Below are 16,707 nucleotides of genomic sequence, written 5' to 3'. Positions count from 1 at the left end.
CAAGAAAACTTGAATCATGCCTATTATTTTTACTATATGCAAATTAGTTGATCGGGTCCTAATATTAATGATGTGGACAACACTGTTTCTCTAGACCCATTATTTGTAAAACAGCATGGGATATTTTCCGGGATAATACTCATGCTCTTACGGATGGGTTTGATGATGCTGAGCTTCAAAATTATATGGTCAACAGTCGCTATTTACATAAGATTTTCATCATCTAGGACCCTAAATTTTTGATGCGATCGATTAAGCTTGTTATATCACTAATTGTAGTGAGGATTTGTGAATTTTGAAGTTTATCAAGTGCCAAATGACCATTCACTAACACTTTATTTATCTCATCTAACAGTACTTTATTTTTGTCTACCAATTGTTGATGAATATCCTTTGCAATCGAAGGGACACTTGTTAGATTAAATTGTTCTATTTCTATTTTAATTTCGATTAATTGATTTTCAAGTTTCTGTTTTGTCTCTGGATTCAAAGCGGCATCTTTCATCATTTGAGGTGCTTGTTCTGCAAAATTACCCAATGTATTTATGTGCTCAGTAGCTTGATTGAAATAATCTATGGATGTATTTGCTTTTTCAAATAAAGAACACCCACTCAACATCATGGTTGAAAGAATGATTAAAAGTAACATTAATTTCTTCATACTTGTTCGCCCCCTTACATTAGTCTTCAGACGAAATTAATTTTTGTTATTGTTTATTACGTTTTTATATTAAAAGGGTTTCAGGCGTTCGCTTGAGGTTCATTTATTGGATTATTTGACAGCAGCAGAATTGTTATATTATAGTCGGACAAGCTACTAAGTGTCGTGACATTGAGAGGAGATGGACAGTTGGATTCACTTTGGTTGGAGTATGCCTGGGCTTTACTGATACTTATCGGTTTGGAAGGTTTGTTATCCGCAGATAATGCCCTTGTTCTGGCTGTAATCGCAAAGCATTTACCGGAGGATGAGAAGAAGAAGGCAATCAACTATGGAATCATTATGGCGTTTGTTTTCCGCTTCGCGGCTTTGTTTGCGATATCATTTATTGCGAATGTCTGGCAAATTCAGGCGATCGGTGCTGCTTACCTGCTATATCTTGGGTTAAAACATATCATTAAAGCACGTTTCTTCAAGGAAAATGAGAACATCCGCGAGGACATTAAGAAAGATGCCGCGGGAAAAAGATTTTGGCCAACTGTGGGGAAAATTGCTCTTGCGGATCTCGCATTTGCGATTGATTCTATTCTTGCCGCAGTAGCGCTGGCACTTGGTCTCCCGGATTCACCGCTTAATGATTTCGGCGGTATGGACGGAGGGAAATTCCTAGTTGTTCTGCTTGGCGGAATTGCGGGGCTCGTCCTGATCAAGTTCGCGGCCACATGGTTTGTTAAGCTGCTTGCTGAGCGGCCAGCGCTTGAGACAACAGCTTACGCAATTGTTGCGTGGGTCGGCGTGAAGCTCGCTGTAATTACCCTAGCCCATGAAGATATTGGTGTGTTAGATCACGATTTCCCGCATAGCACAGTCTGGACCTTAATCTTCTATGCTGTTTTGCTTGCGATAGCCGTTATCGGTTGGTTTGCGCCAGCGAGTAAAAAACTTTCAAGATCAGCATGACAACATAGGAAATGGAGCAAAAAAAGCCCCTTGTAAGGGCTTTTTTTTGCTATTTAATTCAAAGAATCCGCCCACGAGCTAACCGAGATTACATCGGCTTGGGTAGGAAAAACATGATCCATCAGAATACGGTGAACCTCAGGGTTATTGTCGATACATGCGTCAGAGAGCACTTTCAGTTTGTAGTCCTTGTCCGCAGCCTCACGTAATGTAGAGAGAACAACACCGCTTGTGGCTATTCCAGATAGAATGAGTGTATCGATCTGATTAGATCGCAAAATGACCTCTAGGTCACTTCCTGCAAATGCGCTTACTCGAACTTTATTGACGATTAATTCATTAGGCTCTGGTTTTAAGGTATCGCATATTTGGATCAACTCTTCTGAAGGCGCCAATGATCCAGCTCGACCGGGTATTCCCCCGAACATTTTATTGTGTGGGCTTATCTCCGGATATCCGGATCGAAACGCCACCCTAACATAAATGACAGGGATTTCATGTTGACGTGCAGTCTCAATTGCCTTTTGGAATGGAAGAAGTTCTTCCTCTGATCTTATAAAACGTGACACGACGCTGTTTTGCATGTCCATGACCAGTAGCGCGCTTTTAGTAGCAGTTTGAAGCATGAAAGCTAACTCCCTTCATATAAACGGAATGTGTTATCCGTTTTTGATTATACGGAATGACCATTCCGTTTGTCAAATATCTCTTCCATACAGTAAGATATACAAATAAGGAGAGGATACGTTTGATAAAAGATCAAAATGCTTCGACCGAAACCAGCTTACGCGCCGATGCAAAGCGCAATCGGGAAAAGCTGCTTCAAGTTGCTCACCAAATATTTAAACTTGAAGGTATGTCCGTTACTATGAACGATATCGCTCGACATGCAGGCGTAGGTGTAGGGACCATTTATCGACATTTCCCTACGAAAGAAGATCTGATTGCGGCAATCATGATACAACATAAAAAGCGTTTAATTGAGGAAGCCCACCAGCTGCTGCAGAATGACGTTTCGGGTGAAGCTTTTTTTCAATATTTCGAAAAAATCGTTCGCGAAGGAATTGCCAACAAAGTAATCACCGATTCCCTGGTTAGCAGCCAAAATGAGACGGGGCGTTCGGAGATCGCGCAGGAATTTTGGCAGGGGATTGAGCAATTACTTGTGCGTGCTAAACAAGCTGGTACCGTTCGGTCTGACGTCCAGATGGAGGACATCAAAATTATGCTGATAGGCATATTACAGGCTTCCGTCATTGGAGGGGCATACCCGAGTCGAGTTGTTACAATTCTATGTGACGGACTGAAACGCGGGTAGCTGAAATATCTGGAGCCTTCGCTTGCGGGCTTGCCCCCACGATTGATTTTCCCGAAGCTGCAAACAATTTCGGTCATCTACAAGAACGTACGAAAAACCGCGACAGAACTGCATGGACAGCAGTCTATCGCGGTTTTTCGTGTTTCCAAGGTTCTTAATATAACTTATTAAGGATGGACTCCGTTGTTTTCCAGGCATCCGCTCCTGAACTATTTTCAGACAAATATATCGTCAAGCTTATCGTAATTAATTCAATGATATAGAGAATGGAGACTTTACTTTTTAAGTCGTTGTCAAAAACCGAAACGTCCTTGCTTAAACAAACCAGACGCGTATCCGCTACCTCAGTGATCGGTGATCGGCCATGACCGGTGATACAAATCGTATGAGCTCCGCTGGATCGAGCTTTTTTCAATGCTTCAACCACATCCTTGGTGCTTCCAATCTGGGAAATGCCAATCGCGACATCATTTGTATTCAAATGAGCAGCGCTTATCAGTTGGAGATGTACATCAATATGGGCATCAGCCATAAATCCCATGCCGAGTAGTTTCATTTTTAATAGAACAGCTAGGGGGCCAGATTCGCCTAATCCGAAGATAACAATTTTTCTGGCTTCCATAATCTTAATGACGGATTTTTGCAGTTCTTCTAAATCGAGTACTTTCAGCGTTTCCTGTAGATTGCTTATGCTTATATGGGCAAGCCTTTGTGGAAGGTTCATTTTACCCTCATTCGAATCGGGTCTAATTCCACTATCCATGTCTCTGGCAAGTTTGATTTTTAGTTCTTGGTAACCTCTTAAGCCGATAGATTTACAAAAACGAGTGATCGTCGACTGCGCCACCTCAAGCTCGTCTGCGACTTGCGTAACGGAGGAATAGATGACTTTGCTGGGGAATTCCATGACAAAGGCGGCGATTCTCTGCTCTGTTGAAGAAAGGTGCGCATAGGAACTGTTCAGCTTAGATTTGATAGTAAATTCGCTAGCATCTTCGTTTGTGTTATTTTCTAATGGCATGCAGGGTTCTCCTTTGAACTATAATAATCAGCTTAACTTGACCAATAGGTTAAGTATACAATGAATTGGCAATTTGCGAAAATGAATCCAACTAACAACCGTATTCATCGATGCCTTATTCCCATTTATCGAAAAAATAATTATTGTAAATTAATAAATATCGATAAAATAATTATTTACAATTCATTTACTCGCGATTATAATCAACTCATAAGGCACAGTAGAGAGAGGAGTTAAGGGGAAATATTGTGGAGAAATTACAAGATGTTCATACGCCAGATTTAGAGCAAACGATAAATTCTAAGCTAAACAGCTCCTATGCGCACTTGTCTGCTACGGAACAAAGAATTGGTGAGTTTGTCATGCAATATCCAGAGAAAGTGATGTATTACTCTGTGACTCAAGTAGCTGATGAGCTTGGCGTTGCGCAATCGACGGTTACCCGTTTTTGCAGGTCAATTGGCTTAAGAGGCTATCAGGAATTAAAAATTAAACTGGCAAGAGATATGGATAGCGGTATTCGAAATGAAGCCGCCGATGGCAAGATGAATCTGCCACAAAGGCTAGCTCTTATCAATATCAACAACATTCAAGAAACCTTAAAGATTATTGATCTCGAGGAATTGCAAAAAGCAATCGTAAAAATGATGCAGGCTCATAAAATCATTATTTATGGTTTAGGTGAGTCAGGCCCCATTGCTGAACTTCTTAAGATGAAGTTAATAGGGTTAGGCTTATCGGTGGATGCCCATATGGATGTCCATTTGCAATTAATTAGTGCAGCTCATCTGACTAGTGATGACGTGGCAATAGGCATATCCCAAATGGGAAGCACGAAAGATGTAGTTCTTGCTTTGAAAAAGGCGAGATCCAGCGGCGCATTAACCATTTGCATCACGGGGCATGGCCGTTCTCCAATATCAGAAGTTTCTGATATTCGCCTAGTTTGTTTCGGCAAAGGAATTTCGGTACATGAGAATGATTTAAAAAGTAAGGCTTCCATTTTATTCTTAATAGAATTGATTGCCATTAGCATTTCCTTATACATGTCCGAAAAAGGCAACAGCTTGGAGCCCTCGAAAACGACTGAATCCATTTTAGATAAACTGTATTGATACTTGGAGGGAAGCGCATTGATTGAACAATTGAAAGGTCGTCTAATCGTTTCATGTCAAGCATGGATTGATACCCCGTTTTATGGACCTCATTATATGAGAGCTATGGCGGAAAGTGCTCAAATGGCAGGGGCAGGAGGGATTCGGGCAAACAGCCCAGAAGATATACGTGAAATTAAAAAAACGGTTAAGCTGCCCATGATCGGTATTCATAAGCTGCCTGATAAGCGTGGCATTAAAATTATTACGCCAGATTTTGAAAGTGCTAGAGCATTAGTAGAAGCGGGTTCTGACATTATCGCGATTGATGCAACGAATCAAGGTCGACCCGATGAGAGTGAACTGGAGCGACTGATTCAAGAGATTAAAACCAAATTGAAGGTACCTGTTATGGCGGACATTTCGAATGAAGAAGAGGCTGTTCGTGCCGAAAGGTTTGGAGCAGACCTTGTGGGTACAACCATGTCTGGTTACACTTCATATACAGAAAAGACAGACGGACCTAATCTAGCGTTAATTGAAACTTTGAAACGTACGGTACGTGTTCCGATTGTTGGAGAAGGTCGATTTTCACAGCCGCATGAGGTGAAAGAAGCCTTGAATCAAGGTGCACACTGTGTAGTGATCGGAACAGCAATAACAGCACCATGGGAAATAGCAGCTAGGTTTGTGCGCGCTATCCAATAATGTTGGAGATGATGCTTGATGATGTTTCTTGGTATAGATGGAGGGCAAACCTCAACAAAAGTCTGCTTTTATGATCTCATTACCCGGGAAATTGTTATTGAAAAGGGTCTCCCCATCGACCATATGGTAACAACAGACGGACAAGAGATTGCGAGAAAAGGAATACAAGAATCTATTCATACCTTACTCAATAAATTGAACCGTGTCGTTCGCATAGACGTTGCTGTCATAAGCATTAGCGGCTTGCGTGTAGAACATACGGAGCTGATCAAAAGTTGGGTTTCTGCCTGCATGGAGGTTCGTTCATTTATTATTGTAGGCGATGTCATAGCGAATATAAGCGGTGCTTCTGCTGGAGAAAATGACGGCATTCTCGTCATAGCAGGAGGTGGTAGTATTGCTTATTACGCTCACAACGCAATCGATTATACGGCTGGTGGATTTGGACATATTCTCGGCGATGAGGGAAGCGCTTACAAGATCGGTCTTGATGCTCTACAAGCAAGTATACGCTGCCAGGAACATAGAGGAGCGTTTACGGTATTGTACCAACAATTATTAGATCATTTTGAGCGAAGCAATTATTGGGATATAAAAACGATGCTGCATGGGGATCAAATTAAACGTAAGGATATTGCCAATTTGGCAGTTATTGTGAACGAGGCGGCCACACAAGGAGATACGGTATCGCAGCATATCCTGCGTAAGGCAGGTGTGGATCTCGGTGAACTAGCTGTTTCGGTCATAGAAAGTTTAGAACGAGCTAATATCTCGAGTGTGAGTAAAGTTTATCCAACCGGAGGGGTATTTAGTTCTGAAGCATGGATCATTCCAGCTTTTGAACAAACGATTCATAAGAGATTTCCTGCGTATACGATCACCAAGCCGGTTTTTTCACCACTAATGGGTACGTTGATCATAGCGGCAGAACGTGTAGGGATGAAACAACAACTACTAGATCAATTGGAGGAATGACATGAATATCGGCGCAAATGTAGTCATCGATACAATTCTAGACATTGTTCAAACATTTAGAAGCACACAGATGGAACCCCTGCAGAAAGCCTCTAAACTTCTTAGTAAAAGCTTGTTGGACGGGGGCGTGATCCATGTATTTGGTGCAGGACATTCACGTACCTTTGGAATGGAAATGTGCGGTCGTGCAGGCGGATTGGTGCCATTAAATCTAGTAGGGCTTGAAGATATCTCACGAATTGATAATCGAATAGGCATTAATCTTGTAGATTTAGAACGGGAACCGAAAACAGCACATGACCTATTGGACCTCCATGATGTTAGAAAAGAAGATTCCATTATCATTGTCTCTAATTCAGGGCGAAACGGTGCTCCGAATGAGCTTGCTATAGAAAGTAAGCGCAGAGGTCTCTCCGTGATAGCGGTCACTTCCTTGTTACATTCCACGAATTCGGATAGTCGACATCCAAGCGGCAAGAAACTGTATGAAATAGCCGACATTGTTATTGATAACTGCTGCCCCTACGGAGATGTGCTTCTTGAGATTCCCGGAATTAGTGAAAAAACCGGTTCTGCTTCCACAGTAGTAGGGGTTTTCATTGCCCAAGCACTAACTGTTGAGATTATAGCTGAATATGTACAAGAAGATAGGATACCACCCGTGTATATCAGTGCAAACGTAGATGGCGGAGATGAGCACAACCGTAAGCTTCAACAAAAGTATGAGCACCGTAATATTACCTATTAAAAATATGGAGGGCTATGTCCATGAACGTATTTACTGGTAAAGAAAAGAAATGGGGATCTCTTACACTTGTTGGCTTCATGTTTACTACGCTTCTTGCAGGTTGTGGCTCAAAATCCGAAACAACGACAAAAGAGGTGGCTTCTACACAAGCACCAGTGGCAACAGTAGCTGCAACCGCAACACCAGAAGTAAAGAAAGATCCGGTTAAAATTGTGTTCTGGCATTATTTAACGGATCGCAAGGATATCTTGACGGAGATGGCGAAAGAATTCACGACTCAAACGGGGATTCAAGTCGATATCCAATTATTTGGTGGAGACGGCTTTAAAGAGAAAACAATTGCAGCAGCTCAAACGAATTCACTGCCTGATATTTTAACATTAGCTGGTGGACCTGGCGATCTGGCTAAATTTATCGAAACGAAAAGCGTCATGGAGCTGGGTAAAGAGTCAACGGACATCATAGGTAAGTTCCCAGAAAATATTCTAAAAACGTATTCTTATAAAGAAGGTAATACGTATAAAGTGAAAGATTTTGGTACTTATGCGCTTCCGATGGATACGAATAACATGCAGTTTATGTACAATAAAGACTTATTTGCAAAAGCTGGCATTGCCGCGCCTCCAAAAACATGGGCTGAATTCTTGGATGCCGTAGATAAGCTGAATGCCAAAGGCATCGCACCATTTGCCACCGGTCTTGGATCATGGGTAGGTACATCCATGACAGAGCCATTCATGTATGCGCTGCTTGGTGAAGAAAAATTAAAAGCAACGAAGCAAGGGCTAGAGCCAATGGTCGGTTCCGCTTGGGAAAAAGTACTTGGCATCTATGCCGAATTAGCCAAGCACAAAGCGTTTGCTCCTGGTATTTCGACCATGGATCTGCCTAAAGCAGAAACCTTGTTTGCAAATGGTCAAGTTGCGATGATATTTGATGGCTCATGGGCGATCGGTGCTTTCAATCAAACCAATGCGGCATTCAAAAATTATGATGCTTTCTTGCCGCCTAAACCAGATGGCGCTGTAGGTGACATTAAAATTCCTGGTGGTGTCGGAGTACCTCTTGTGGTAAGCCAAGGAACGAAACATAAAGAAGAAACCTTGAAATTTATGAAGTTTCTATTAGCCAAAGAGCAGCAGCAGAAGTATTCAGCAAGCAGCTTCAATCTGCCTGCTAACAAAGAAGCTGCGGCTGCTGGCGGTAAACTTCCTGATGCATTAGTCAACTTTGCACAAGGAATGACAAGTGTCTATGATACGCCGATTGGTTTTCTAGGCGATACGGAGACAGTCATGCAAAAAGGGATTCAGCTCATTGTATTAGGGCAATCCACACCGGAGAAAGTTGTGAAGCAAATGGAAGATGCAACGAAAAAAGGTAAGGCAGCAGTTAAATAATTAGGATGGTATGCAAGGCTTAAGGGAATCGACTTAAGCCTTGCCTATTTAGCAAGTAAGTGGATGCTCACGAAAAGGAGGGTACTATGCACCATGCGTAATCCAATCACTAACAACAGAGCAATGACGAAATGGGCGAACCTTTTTTACGTGGCTCCTGCAGTTGCTTTGTTTTTATTATTTTCATTATTTCCGCTATTTCGGACCTTTCAGTATAGCTTTACGGATGCAAATGGTGTTAATCCCAACGTTACTTATATCGGCTTTACGAATTACATCAACGCGATCACAGATCCGGTGTGGTGGCATGCGATAGGTAATGGGTTGTTTTTTGCAGGGATGGCGCTAGTCTTCATGAATTCAATTGCTCTGCTTTTATCCGTAGCTGTTCATTCTGGCATCCGAGGCAATAAGATTTATCGCGTCCTGTTTTATATCCCGCCTATCCTGTCAGGTATTGTTGTGGGTTATGTGTGGAAATGGATTTATGAACCGACAGGGCTTCTGAATAGTCTATTAATCTTCATTGGTCTGGAAAGCTGGACGCATAGCTGGATTGCAGAAACCGGGACAGCGCTTACCGCAGTATCCGTAACTTCCATGTGGCAGGGAGTCGGCGGCTCGTTCATCTTATTTTTAGCTGGATTACAGGGTGTGCCCAAGGATTTGTATGAGGCTGCAGATTTAGATGGCGCGAGCAGATTACAAAAGCTGATACATATTACCATTCCTTCATTAAGAAGGGTGTATACGATGGTGAACATCCTAACTATTCTTGGAGCGATGGAAATTTTCAACCAAGTCTTTGCCATGACATTAGGAGGTCCGGGTTATACAACGGAAGTACCTGCTATTCGGATTTATCGAGAAGCCTTTAAAAACTCGAATTTTGGTTTAGCTAGTGCATTTTCAGTCATATTTGGAGCCATGCTATTTGTTATTTCATACATCCAACTCAAGCTATCGCAAAGAAAAGAATAATCGGTGAAGATCGGAGTGAATGCAATGGAAATCAGAACTGCGCGAACGAATACACAAAGCGTGGGAGCGAAAATGATCATCCACCTTTTACTAATGGTCTGGTCGGTTATTTCTTTATTTCCGATCATCTGGATGTTATCAACATCATTGAAAGAAAAGAATGAAATCTATACGAATGCAAGCCTCATTCCGCGAAATGCCCTTAACTTTAAAAATTATATCGAAGCTTGGAATTATGGCGGGTTTAAACTCTATGTGCTAAACAGCTTGTTTTATACAACGGTTGTAGTGGTTGGTGTAGTTCTCATTGCTTCGCTTGCAGCTTTCGCAATATCTAGACTGGAATTGGCCGGGAAAAAACCGATTTATTTCGTTTTTATGGGGACAATGATGATTCCTGTACCAGGTGCCTTTATTTCCTTATTTATTGTCGTCAGTAATCTAGGACTTGCGAATACGCGACTAGGATATATGTTGCCACTGATCGCGATAAGCTTGCCGATTTCGATATTTATTCTCAAATCTTTCTTTGATGAATTGCCAAAAGAAATTGAAGAATCGGCGATTATTGATGGCGCTAGAAGCTTTCAAATCTATTATAAAATTATGATCCCACTTGCCCGGCCAGCCATTGCGACCATTGTCATCCTGAATATGCTTTCCGTCTGGAATGAGTTTTTACTTGCGTTGGTTATGTTCTCTAACAATAAATTAATGCCTATTCAAATGGGGTTGTCGGTATTCGTTGGACAATATACGACACAATATGAGCTGCTTATGGCAGCAATGGCCATTATGGTCATACCCGTTATTTTGGTCTATGTATTGATGCAAAGGCAGTTTATTCAAGGGATTACATCAGGGGCAATCAAAGGATAAATGAGGTAAATTAAGCGAAGATGAGGGGGGATTTTTAATGAGAAAAGTCATACTTCTGTTTGCGCTCGCCTTTTTTGGGGTTGTGGGATTGTCGGCTGTTTGTAAGGCTGAGGTCAATTATTCAGAAATTATGGAGAGCGAATCCAACTGGATTGCTTCCTTACAGGAGCCTTCTGGGGCGATTGTCATGACACGGGACAAAACATTCCAATATCAAGGCGTGGAATCCTACAAAGTGGAACCGTACTTTGCGAATTTGTCTGTTATCGGAATGCTGGATCATGCAACGGATGCGAATTTGAAGGTCAGTCAAAAATGGATCGAGTGGTATTTCAATCATTTGAATACACCGGATTATAATGGGTTGAACGGTACGATTTATGTGTATTACGTTGATACAGCCACAAGAAGACAATATACAAGCTCAAACTACTATGATTCTACGGATTCTTATGCGGGTACTTTCCTTACGTTGTTGGAGAAATATATGCGTGAAGGTGGAGATAAAAAGGTTCTGACATCGAACAAAGCAAAAATTAAACAAATTGCAGATGCCATGCTGGCAACGATGGATGTGAATGGGCTAACGCTGGCAAAGCCTGACTATGCCATTAAATATTTGATGGATAACTCTGAAGTCTATGAAGGGCTGCGAAGTGCGGCATGGCTTATGAGACAAATATTAAAAGATGAGACTTTGGCACAAGCTTATGAAGCTAAGCAACTTATTAACTTTAATGGAGTCGGGACACTTTGGGATAGTGCTGCGAACAATTTTAAGGCTTACGAGGGTGCAGGCACGACAAATTGGAATATTTTTTACCCAGATGCGACGGCGCAAATGTTTCCGATCTGGAATAGTATTCTTCCTCCGCAAAGCCAAAGAGCTTTAGATATTTATGCTGGATTAAATCAATATCATCCTGGTTGGCCGTATTTAATAAAATCAGATGAATTTCCTTGGAGTATCCTTGCTTATACAGCAGCAATGATGGGAGATAAGGATCGAGTGGATACGTTCTTGCAGAAGATTAAATCCGACTATATCGATCAGAACCATAAGTGGGTCTGGTATAACATGGAGGCTGGATTTACGATTCGAGCTGCGAAGACGATGCGGGATCAATCGAATCTGGCTCTAAACAAACTCGTAAGTGATTCAGGGAATTTCAAGAAATTCTCATCTTCCCCTGTTAATGATGGTCATTTAACGACAAGCTGGATCGGATCTAAGAAACCGGACGCTATGATCATAGATTTAGGGAGTAATCAATTGATCAACCGCGTGGTATTAAATTGGGGTGGAACTTCAGCAAATCAATACAAAATCTTGGTATCATTGAATACCAATGCATTCTCTACTGTGTATGAAACCGCTGATGGAGATGGTAAAACAGATGATATTCGCTTTGCAGATGTGCAGGCCAGATATGTAAAAATTGAATTAGCCCATTCTGAAGGCAAAACTGCGCTGAATGAAATGGAAATTTATCGTGAGATCTATCATGCACCGCCTAATCCCAAACTTAATTTGGCCTTAAACAAAACGGCGACAGCATCATCTGACATTGAAAATGCATCTAAGTCCATTGATGGAAATGCCGCAACAAGATGGTCAAGCAACGCAGTAGACAATGAATGGTATAAGCTTGATCTCGGAGAAATCAAGGCAGTCAATAAAGTTACCATAGATTGGGAAGCAGCTTATGACAAGGTATATACCGTTGAAACATCCACAGATAAAATCAATTTCAGCGTGGCGTATACAACGACAGCGGGAGACGGCGGTATGGACGTGATTCGATTTTCTACAAGAGAGGCTAGGTACATCCGAGTTTTATGTACGACTCGAGCAACACCTTATGGCAGCTCATTTTGGGAGATTGGCGTATATAACGACACCTCTAATCCTTCAAATGTGGCAAATTTGGCTTTGATGAAGAATACAACAGCGTCAACGCAAGCAGAATTTAGTAATCGATCTGTAGATGGGAATTTAAGCAGTCGTTGGGCTAGTGATCCTCTGGATCATCAATGGTATCAAATTGATCTTGGCTCTGTCCAAAGCATTAATCAAGTAAAGATCGACTGGGAAGCAGCGTATGATTCTGCATTTGCCATCGAAATTTCAAAGGATGGTAATGCCTATACAACAGTGTATTCGACGCTAACGGGGAATGGCGGATCCAATATTATCGTGTTTCCTTTAATTGATGCAAGGTATGTCAGAATTGGTTGTACAACACGTGCAACTCCATATGGCAGTTCGTTTTGGGAAGCTGGTGTTTATAAGGATGTATCCAATCTTTTTGTCTCGCCTAATTTAGCTTTGAATAAATCAGCCACTGCATCTACAAACTCAGAAATTGCTTATCGATCTATTGATGGAGATCCGAACAGCCGATGGGGAAGTGACGCTTTGGACGATCAGTGGTTCAAAATTGATTTAGGTTCTGAGCAAACGATGAATCGGGTCACGTTAGACTGGGAGGTTGCTTATGCTTCCGGTTATGCGATTCAAGTATCGTCAGATGATGTGAATTACAGCACTGTTTTTTCAACAACTACGGGGGATGGTGGCACGGACACAGTCACTTTCGATGCAACCCACGCAAGATATGTGAAAATATTATGTGCGACGCGCGGGACACCTTGGGGAAGTTCTTTCTGGGAGATTGGCGTCTTTAACGATAATTAATACTTTGCAAGAATCATGAATGAAGGGAGAGTGTCTTTGTTTAAAAAGACAATCGCTTATTTACTGGTATTGCTTCTTAGTATAAGTTGAATTTACAAGTACATTTGCTCCATATGATACGGAGCTTTCACAGATTACGATCAATTAAGGTAAGCTAAATACACCCGATCCTCTTACTAGGATGGGGTGTATTCTTCATTTCTTGTCTTTACAAAATGCACTTCTCCTTATAGTCTATAACTACTACTTTTAAAGCGCTTACTAGACTTTTTTTCAATAAGGGGACACAAGGATGTTTCAAAAGATCATGGATTTCCCTAGAAAAAGTATCCATATCAAGCTTCTCCTATTTTTCATAGCTACATCGGTCATTCCCTTACTCATTATGGGTTACTTGTCGTATAATCGCTCTTCTGAGATTGTTAACACGCAATTTGGGGATTATGGCGAATATTCCGTTAAGCAATTCAGCGAATTGGTGGATATGAATTTTAGGCAAATGAGCAGTATAGCTGACGATGTGATTAATTATGCGATGAGGACCAAACAGAACTTTATGGATGGACAAGAAGGTGGCACCTATGAGGATTTGCTTGCAGAGAATGAGCTTTTTAATTTCTTGCGGGCTCATCATAATGGGGATGTGAAAGGAATATTCCTGATTACAGATTTAGGGAAAGTGTACGGCACGAACACGCTCAATACGAAGCAATTTGCAAGTTTATTACAGAAGCCTTTATGGTCCGAAGATCGTCTGGGCAAGCAGTGGCTAGGATTTCATAAACCAGATTATTATTTTAGTGATATCTTACTCAACGGACCTGTGATCAGTCTTTTTCTCAAAGTGAAGAATACGAATGTGATGAATTCAAGTGCACGTTTACTGATCGACTTGGATGCCAAACATATCCTTGATTTAATTCAAAGTTTTGAAAGAGATATTCACTCCACTCTAAAAATTACCGACTATGACGGTAGAAGCATCTATGTGTCGGAGGCGTATAAGGAAAATCAGGATGACATCATTTGGAAGAGTCAATTAGTTACCAGTAATTGGAACATGGAAGTGAGAGTACCCAATAAAAACTTCTATCTTTCCTCAGAAATTATTAAGAAATACACGCTTTCGGTCGTTATTGGTGCTATATTGTTATCTTTAGTGTTGTCTGAATTGTTCTCCAACCACATCACGCGGCGAATAAAGAGACTTAATCGTGCCATCCATAAGGTAGCCAAAGGCGATTTATCTGTTCAAACGAAAGTGACTTCAAGTGATGAGCTTGCAAACTTAAGTCATAATTTCAACTTTATGGTGGAAGAGGTTCAATCTTTGCTAATCGAAGTGACCCATACGGAATCGCTAAAAAGAGAGGCCGAATTACGCGCGCTTCATTATCAGATTAATCCGCATCTCTTGTTTAACACGCTGAATTTAATTCAATGGAAAGCGCTTTTGGAGAAGCAGCATGATATTCATGATATGATGGTTCATCTCACGGAACTACTTCGCAATGGTTTGGACAATACGCAGGAGCTGATCCCGTTAGAAAATGAATTAGAATTGATTAATCATTATCTGCTTATTCAGAAGCATCGATTTGGAGACGTGTTTCAATTCGAAAAAATAATAGCTGCTGGGCTAGAGAAACAACTTATCCCTCGAATGTCGTTACAGCCGCTGCTAGAGAATATTTTCTTCCATGCCTTTACAGATGGGGAAGGTCACATTGAACTTCGTGTTCAGCAGCAAGGAGCGGAAATGGTAATCGAACTTCAAGATAACGGCAAAGGCATTCATGCGGATCGCTTCCCCGACGTTAATCTCCCCAACTTTTCAGCAAAAGGAAGAGGTGGAGCAGGGATGTATAATGTGAATCAGAAATATATCTTACATTTTGGTAAGGAGTACGGAATAACTGTGATTTCTACACCCGGAGAAGGAACACTGATCCGTTTGAAAAGTCCAATAGAGGTGAAACAGCGTGGATAACAGAGCGATGAAAGTGCTATTAGTAGACGATGAGAGGCTTGTTCGACAAGCCTTGAGGGTAACGGTAGATTGGTCCAAATATGGTATGGAGGTTGTCGCGGATACAGCCAATGGCGTTTTGGCGCTTGAAGAGATCGTTCAACATCGTCCAGATCTTGTTGTTACGGATATTGTCATGCCCGAGTTGGATGGGATTGAGCTTACACGAAAAATTAAAGAGAGTTTTCCTGAAACGAAGGTTTTGCTACTAAGCTGTCACAGTGAATTTCATTATGCACAGAAAGGAATGCGCTATGGTGCTTCTGGTTATATTTTGAAGACAACCTTTCATGATCAGGAATTTGAAGAATATTTGGCACAGTTTCGGCAGGAGTTTGATCAAGCACAGCAACCGGTGCGAGAAGTGAATAAATATGACGTATTTAAAGAATGGATTACGAACGAGAAGGACCCTGCGGAGAATGCTGATATGGCACAGTTGCTAACGAAAGAATGGCGTTGGATGCTGGAGTCTGGGTGCATGGTATTTATTATCCATCATGAAGATCCGATTGATCTGCAAGTAGGACTAGCACCAATGGATAACTTGGAAGTTATACCGGTCGAGCCCTTTACCTTTCTATTTATTGAGGAGAGAACTAGGGGCCGGGTCATCACTAAACTTGCACTTATGCTGCAGCACTATCCAAACATGAGATGGCTCGAGCGTGGTCCACTGCATAATATGGAAGATTGGACAGGAGCTGTCACTGCGGGTTACATAGCGTTGAAGCTAGAAGTTCAACATGTCTTGAAAACTGAAATGCATGATGACGCGATCTTGCGAGCAATTCAATATATGAATGAGCACCTAGATAGGAATATTAGCTCGACAGATGTAGCTGGCTATGTTGGCCTCAGCAGGGGACACTTTAGTTCTCTTTTCAAAAAAGTAATCGGTGAGAATTTCATTGATTATGTCAGTAACCGAAGGCTGGAGAGGGTTCAGCATTTATTGCGAATAACAGACTGGACGATCAGTGAAATTGCAGAGAGGGTTGGCATGTCGGATTATAAACACTTTTTTAAGTGGTTTAAACGGAGCACAGGGCTGACACCTAATGAGTATCGTATCCAACAAAAACAAGATAAATAATCCAACATAAAGACACCTGAAGGCTGGAAACTCCAAGCTTTTTGGGTGTTTTTCTGTGACATAAAGACACTATGAATGCTACATTCGGAGGTTTGAAAGGGCTTTCAACTTGATTACACTTAGGTGGTAATTAAATAAT

At 41.5% G+C, this 16,707-nt stretch carries 15 protein-coding genes; 12 read left to right on the top strand and 3 right to left on the bottom strand.

All coding sequences use genetic code 11. The features are described 5' to 3' along the window. Positions 1–223: 223 nt before the first annotated feature. Positions 224–661 (bottom strand): DUF6376 family protein, encoded by a 438-nt coding sequence (locus AC58UX_RS06045; protein ID WP_497250502.1) that lies wholly within the window; start codon positions 659–661, stop codon positions 224–226. A gap of 189 nt (positions 662–850) precedes the next feature. Here AC58UX_RS06045 and AC58UX_RS06040 point away from each other — a divergent pair, with 189 nt between their 5' ends. Then, positions 851–1,621 carry a TerC family protein gene (locus tag AC58UX_RS06040; protein ID WP_497250500.1) on the top strand — a complete coding sequence of 257 codons (771 nt, stop codon included), beginning with the start codon at positions 851–853 and terminating at the stop codon, positions 1,619–1,621. Positions 1,622–1,674: 53 nt separating this feature from the next. On the opposite strand, the gene AC58UX_RS06035 is transcribed toward AC58UX_RS06040, so the two are convergent. After that, positions 1,675–2,247 carry a cysteine hydrolase family protein gene (locus AC58UX_RS06035; RefSeq protein WP_497250498.1) on the bottom strand — a complete coding sequence of 191 codons (573 nt, stop codon included), beginning with the start codon at positions 2,245–2,247 and terminating at the stop codon, positions 1,675–1,677. A 122-nt stretch (positions 2,248–2,369) separates the two neighbouring features. On the opposite strand from AC58UX_RS06035, the gene AC58UX_RS06030 reads away from it, so the two are divergent. Further along, the gene (locus AC58UX_RS06030; RefSeq protein WP_497250496.1) at positions 2,370–2,939 is read left to right on the top strand and encodes a TetR/AcrR family transcriptional regulator; all 570 of its coding nucleotides are present in this window, start codon (positions 2,370–2,372) and stop codon (positions 2,937–2,939) included. 154 nt (positions 2,940–3,093) lie between these two features. On the opposite strand, the gene AC58UX_RS06025 is transcribed toward AC58UX_RS06030, so the two are convergent. Next, positions 3,094–3,960 (bottom strand): MurR/RpiR family transcriptional regulator, encoded by an 867-nt coding sequence (locus AC58UX_RS06025; protein ID WP_497250494.1) that lies wholly within the window; start codon positions 3,958–3,960, stop codon positions 3,094–3,096. A gap of 248 nt (positions 3,961–4,208) precedes the next feature. On the opposite strand from AC58UX_RS06025, the gene AC58UX_RS06020 reads away from it, so the two are divergent. The 10 genes from AC58UX_RS06020 to AC58UX_RS05975 all read left to right on the top strand — a co-directional run bounded on the left by AC58UX_RS06020 (position 4,209) and on the right by AC58UX_RS05975 (position 16,568). Next, entirely contained in the window at positions 4,209–5,075 is an 867-nt protein-coding gene (locus AC58UX_RS06020) for a MurR/RpiR family transcriptional regulator (RefSeq protein WP_497250492.1), read from the top strand. Positions 5,076–5,093: 18 nt separating this feature from the next. After that, entirely contained in the window at positions 5,094–5,762 is a 669-nt protein-coding gene (locus tag AC58UX_RS06015) for an N-acetylmannosamine-6-phosphate 2-epimerase (protein ID WP_497250490.1), read from the top strand. An 18-nt stretch (positions 5,763–5,780) separates the two neighbouring features. Beyond that, positions 5,781–6,737: a BadF/BadG/BcrA/BcrD ATPase family protein gene (locus AC58UX_RS06010; protein WP_497252085.1), complete on the top strand. Its 957-nt coding sequence runs from the start codon at positions 5,781–5,783 to the stop codon at positions 6,735–6,737. Position 6,738: 1 nt separating this feature from the next. After that, positions 6,739–7,485 (top strand): sugar isomerase domain-containing protein, encoded by a 747-nt coding sequence (locus AC58UX_RS06005; protein WP_497250488.1) that lies wholly within the window; start codon positions 6,739–6,741, stop codon positions 7,483–7,485. A 20-nt stretch (positions 7,486–7,505) separates the two neighbouring features. Beyond that, positions 7,506–8,885: an ABC transporter substrate-binding protein gene (locus AC58UX_RS06000; RefSeq protein ID WP_497250486.1), complete on the top strand. Its 1,380-nt coding sequence runs from the start codon at positions 7,506–7,508 to the stop codon at positions 8,883–8,885. Between the two features lie 93 nt (positions 8,886–8,978). Next, the gene (locus AC58UX_RS05995; RefSeq protein ID WP_497250484.1) at positions 8,979–9,866 is read left to right on the top strand and encodes a carbohydrate ABC transporter permease; all 888 of its coding nucleotides are present in this window, start codon (positions 8,979–8,981) and stop codon (positions 9,864–9,866) included. 24 nt (positions 9,867–9,890) lie between these two features. Then, a complete protein-coding gene (locus AC58UX_RS05990) occupies positions 9,891–10,745 on the top strand; it encodes a carbohydrate ABC transporter permease (RefSeq protein WP_497250482.1) in 855 nt (284 codons plus the stop codon). A 37-nt stretch (positions 10,746–10,782) separates the two neighbouring features. Then, positions 10,783–13,443 carry a discoidin domain-containing protein gene (locus AC58UX_RS05985; protein WP_497250480.1) on the top strand — a complete coding sequence of 887 codons (2,661 nt, stop codon included), beginning with the start codon at positions 10,783–10,785 and terminating at the stop codon, positions 13,441–13,443. Positions 13,444–13,735: 292 nt separating this feature from the next. Beyond that, positions 13,736–15,433: a sensor histidine kinase gene (locus AC58UX_RS05980; RefSeq protein ID WP_497250478.1), complete on the top strand. Its 1,698-nt coding sequence runs from the start codon at positions 13,736–13,738 to the stop codon at positions 15,431–15,433. Then, positions 15,426–16,568, top strand: coding sequence for a response regulator (locus tag AC58UX_RS05975; RefSeq protein ID WP_497250476.1), 1,143 nt, complete (start codon positions 15,426–15,428; stop codon positions 16,566–16,568). Before AC58UX_RS05980 ends, AC58UX_RS05975 begins: the two co-directional genes overlap by 8 nt. Positions 16,569–16,707 lie beyond the last annotated feature (139 nt).

The organism is Paenibacillus sp. J22P90 (assembly GCF_059692195.1).
Note: the sequence above shows the minus strand (reverse complement) of the source record. Positions and strands in the feature narration are given on the sequence as shown.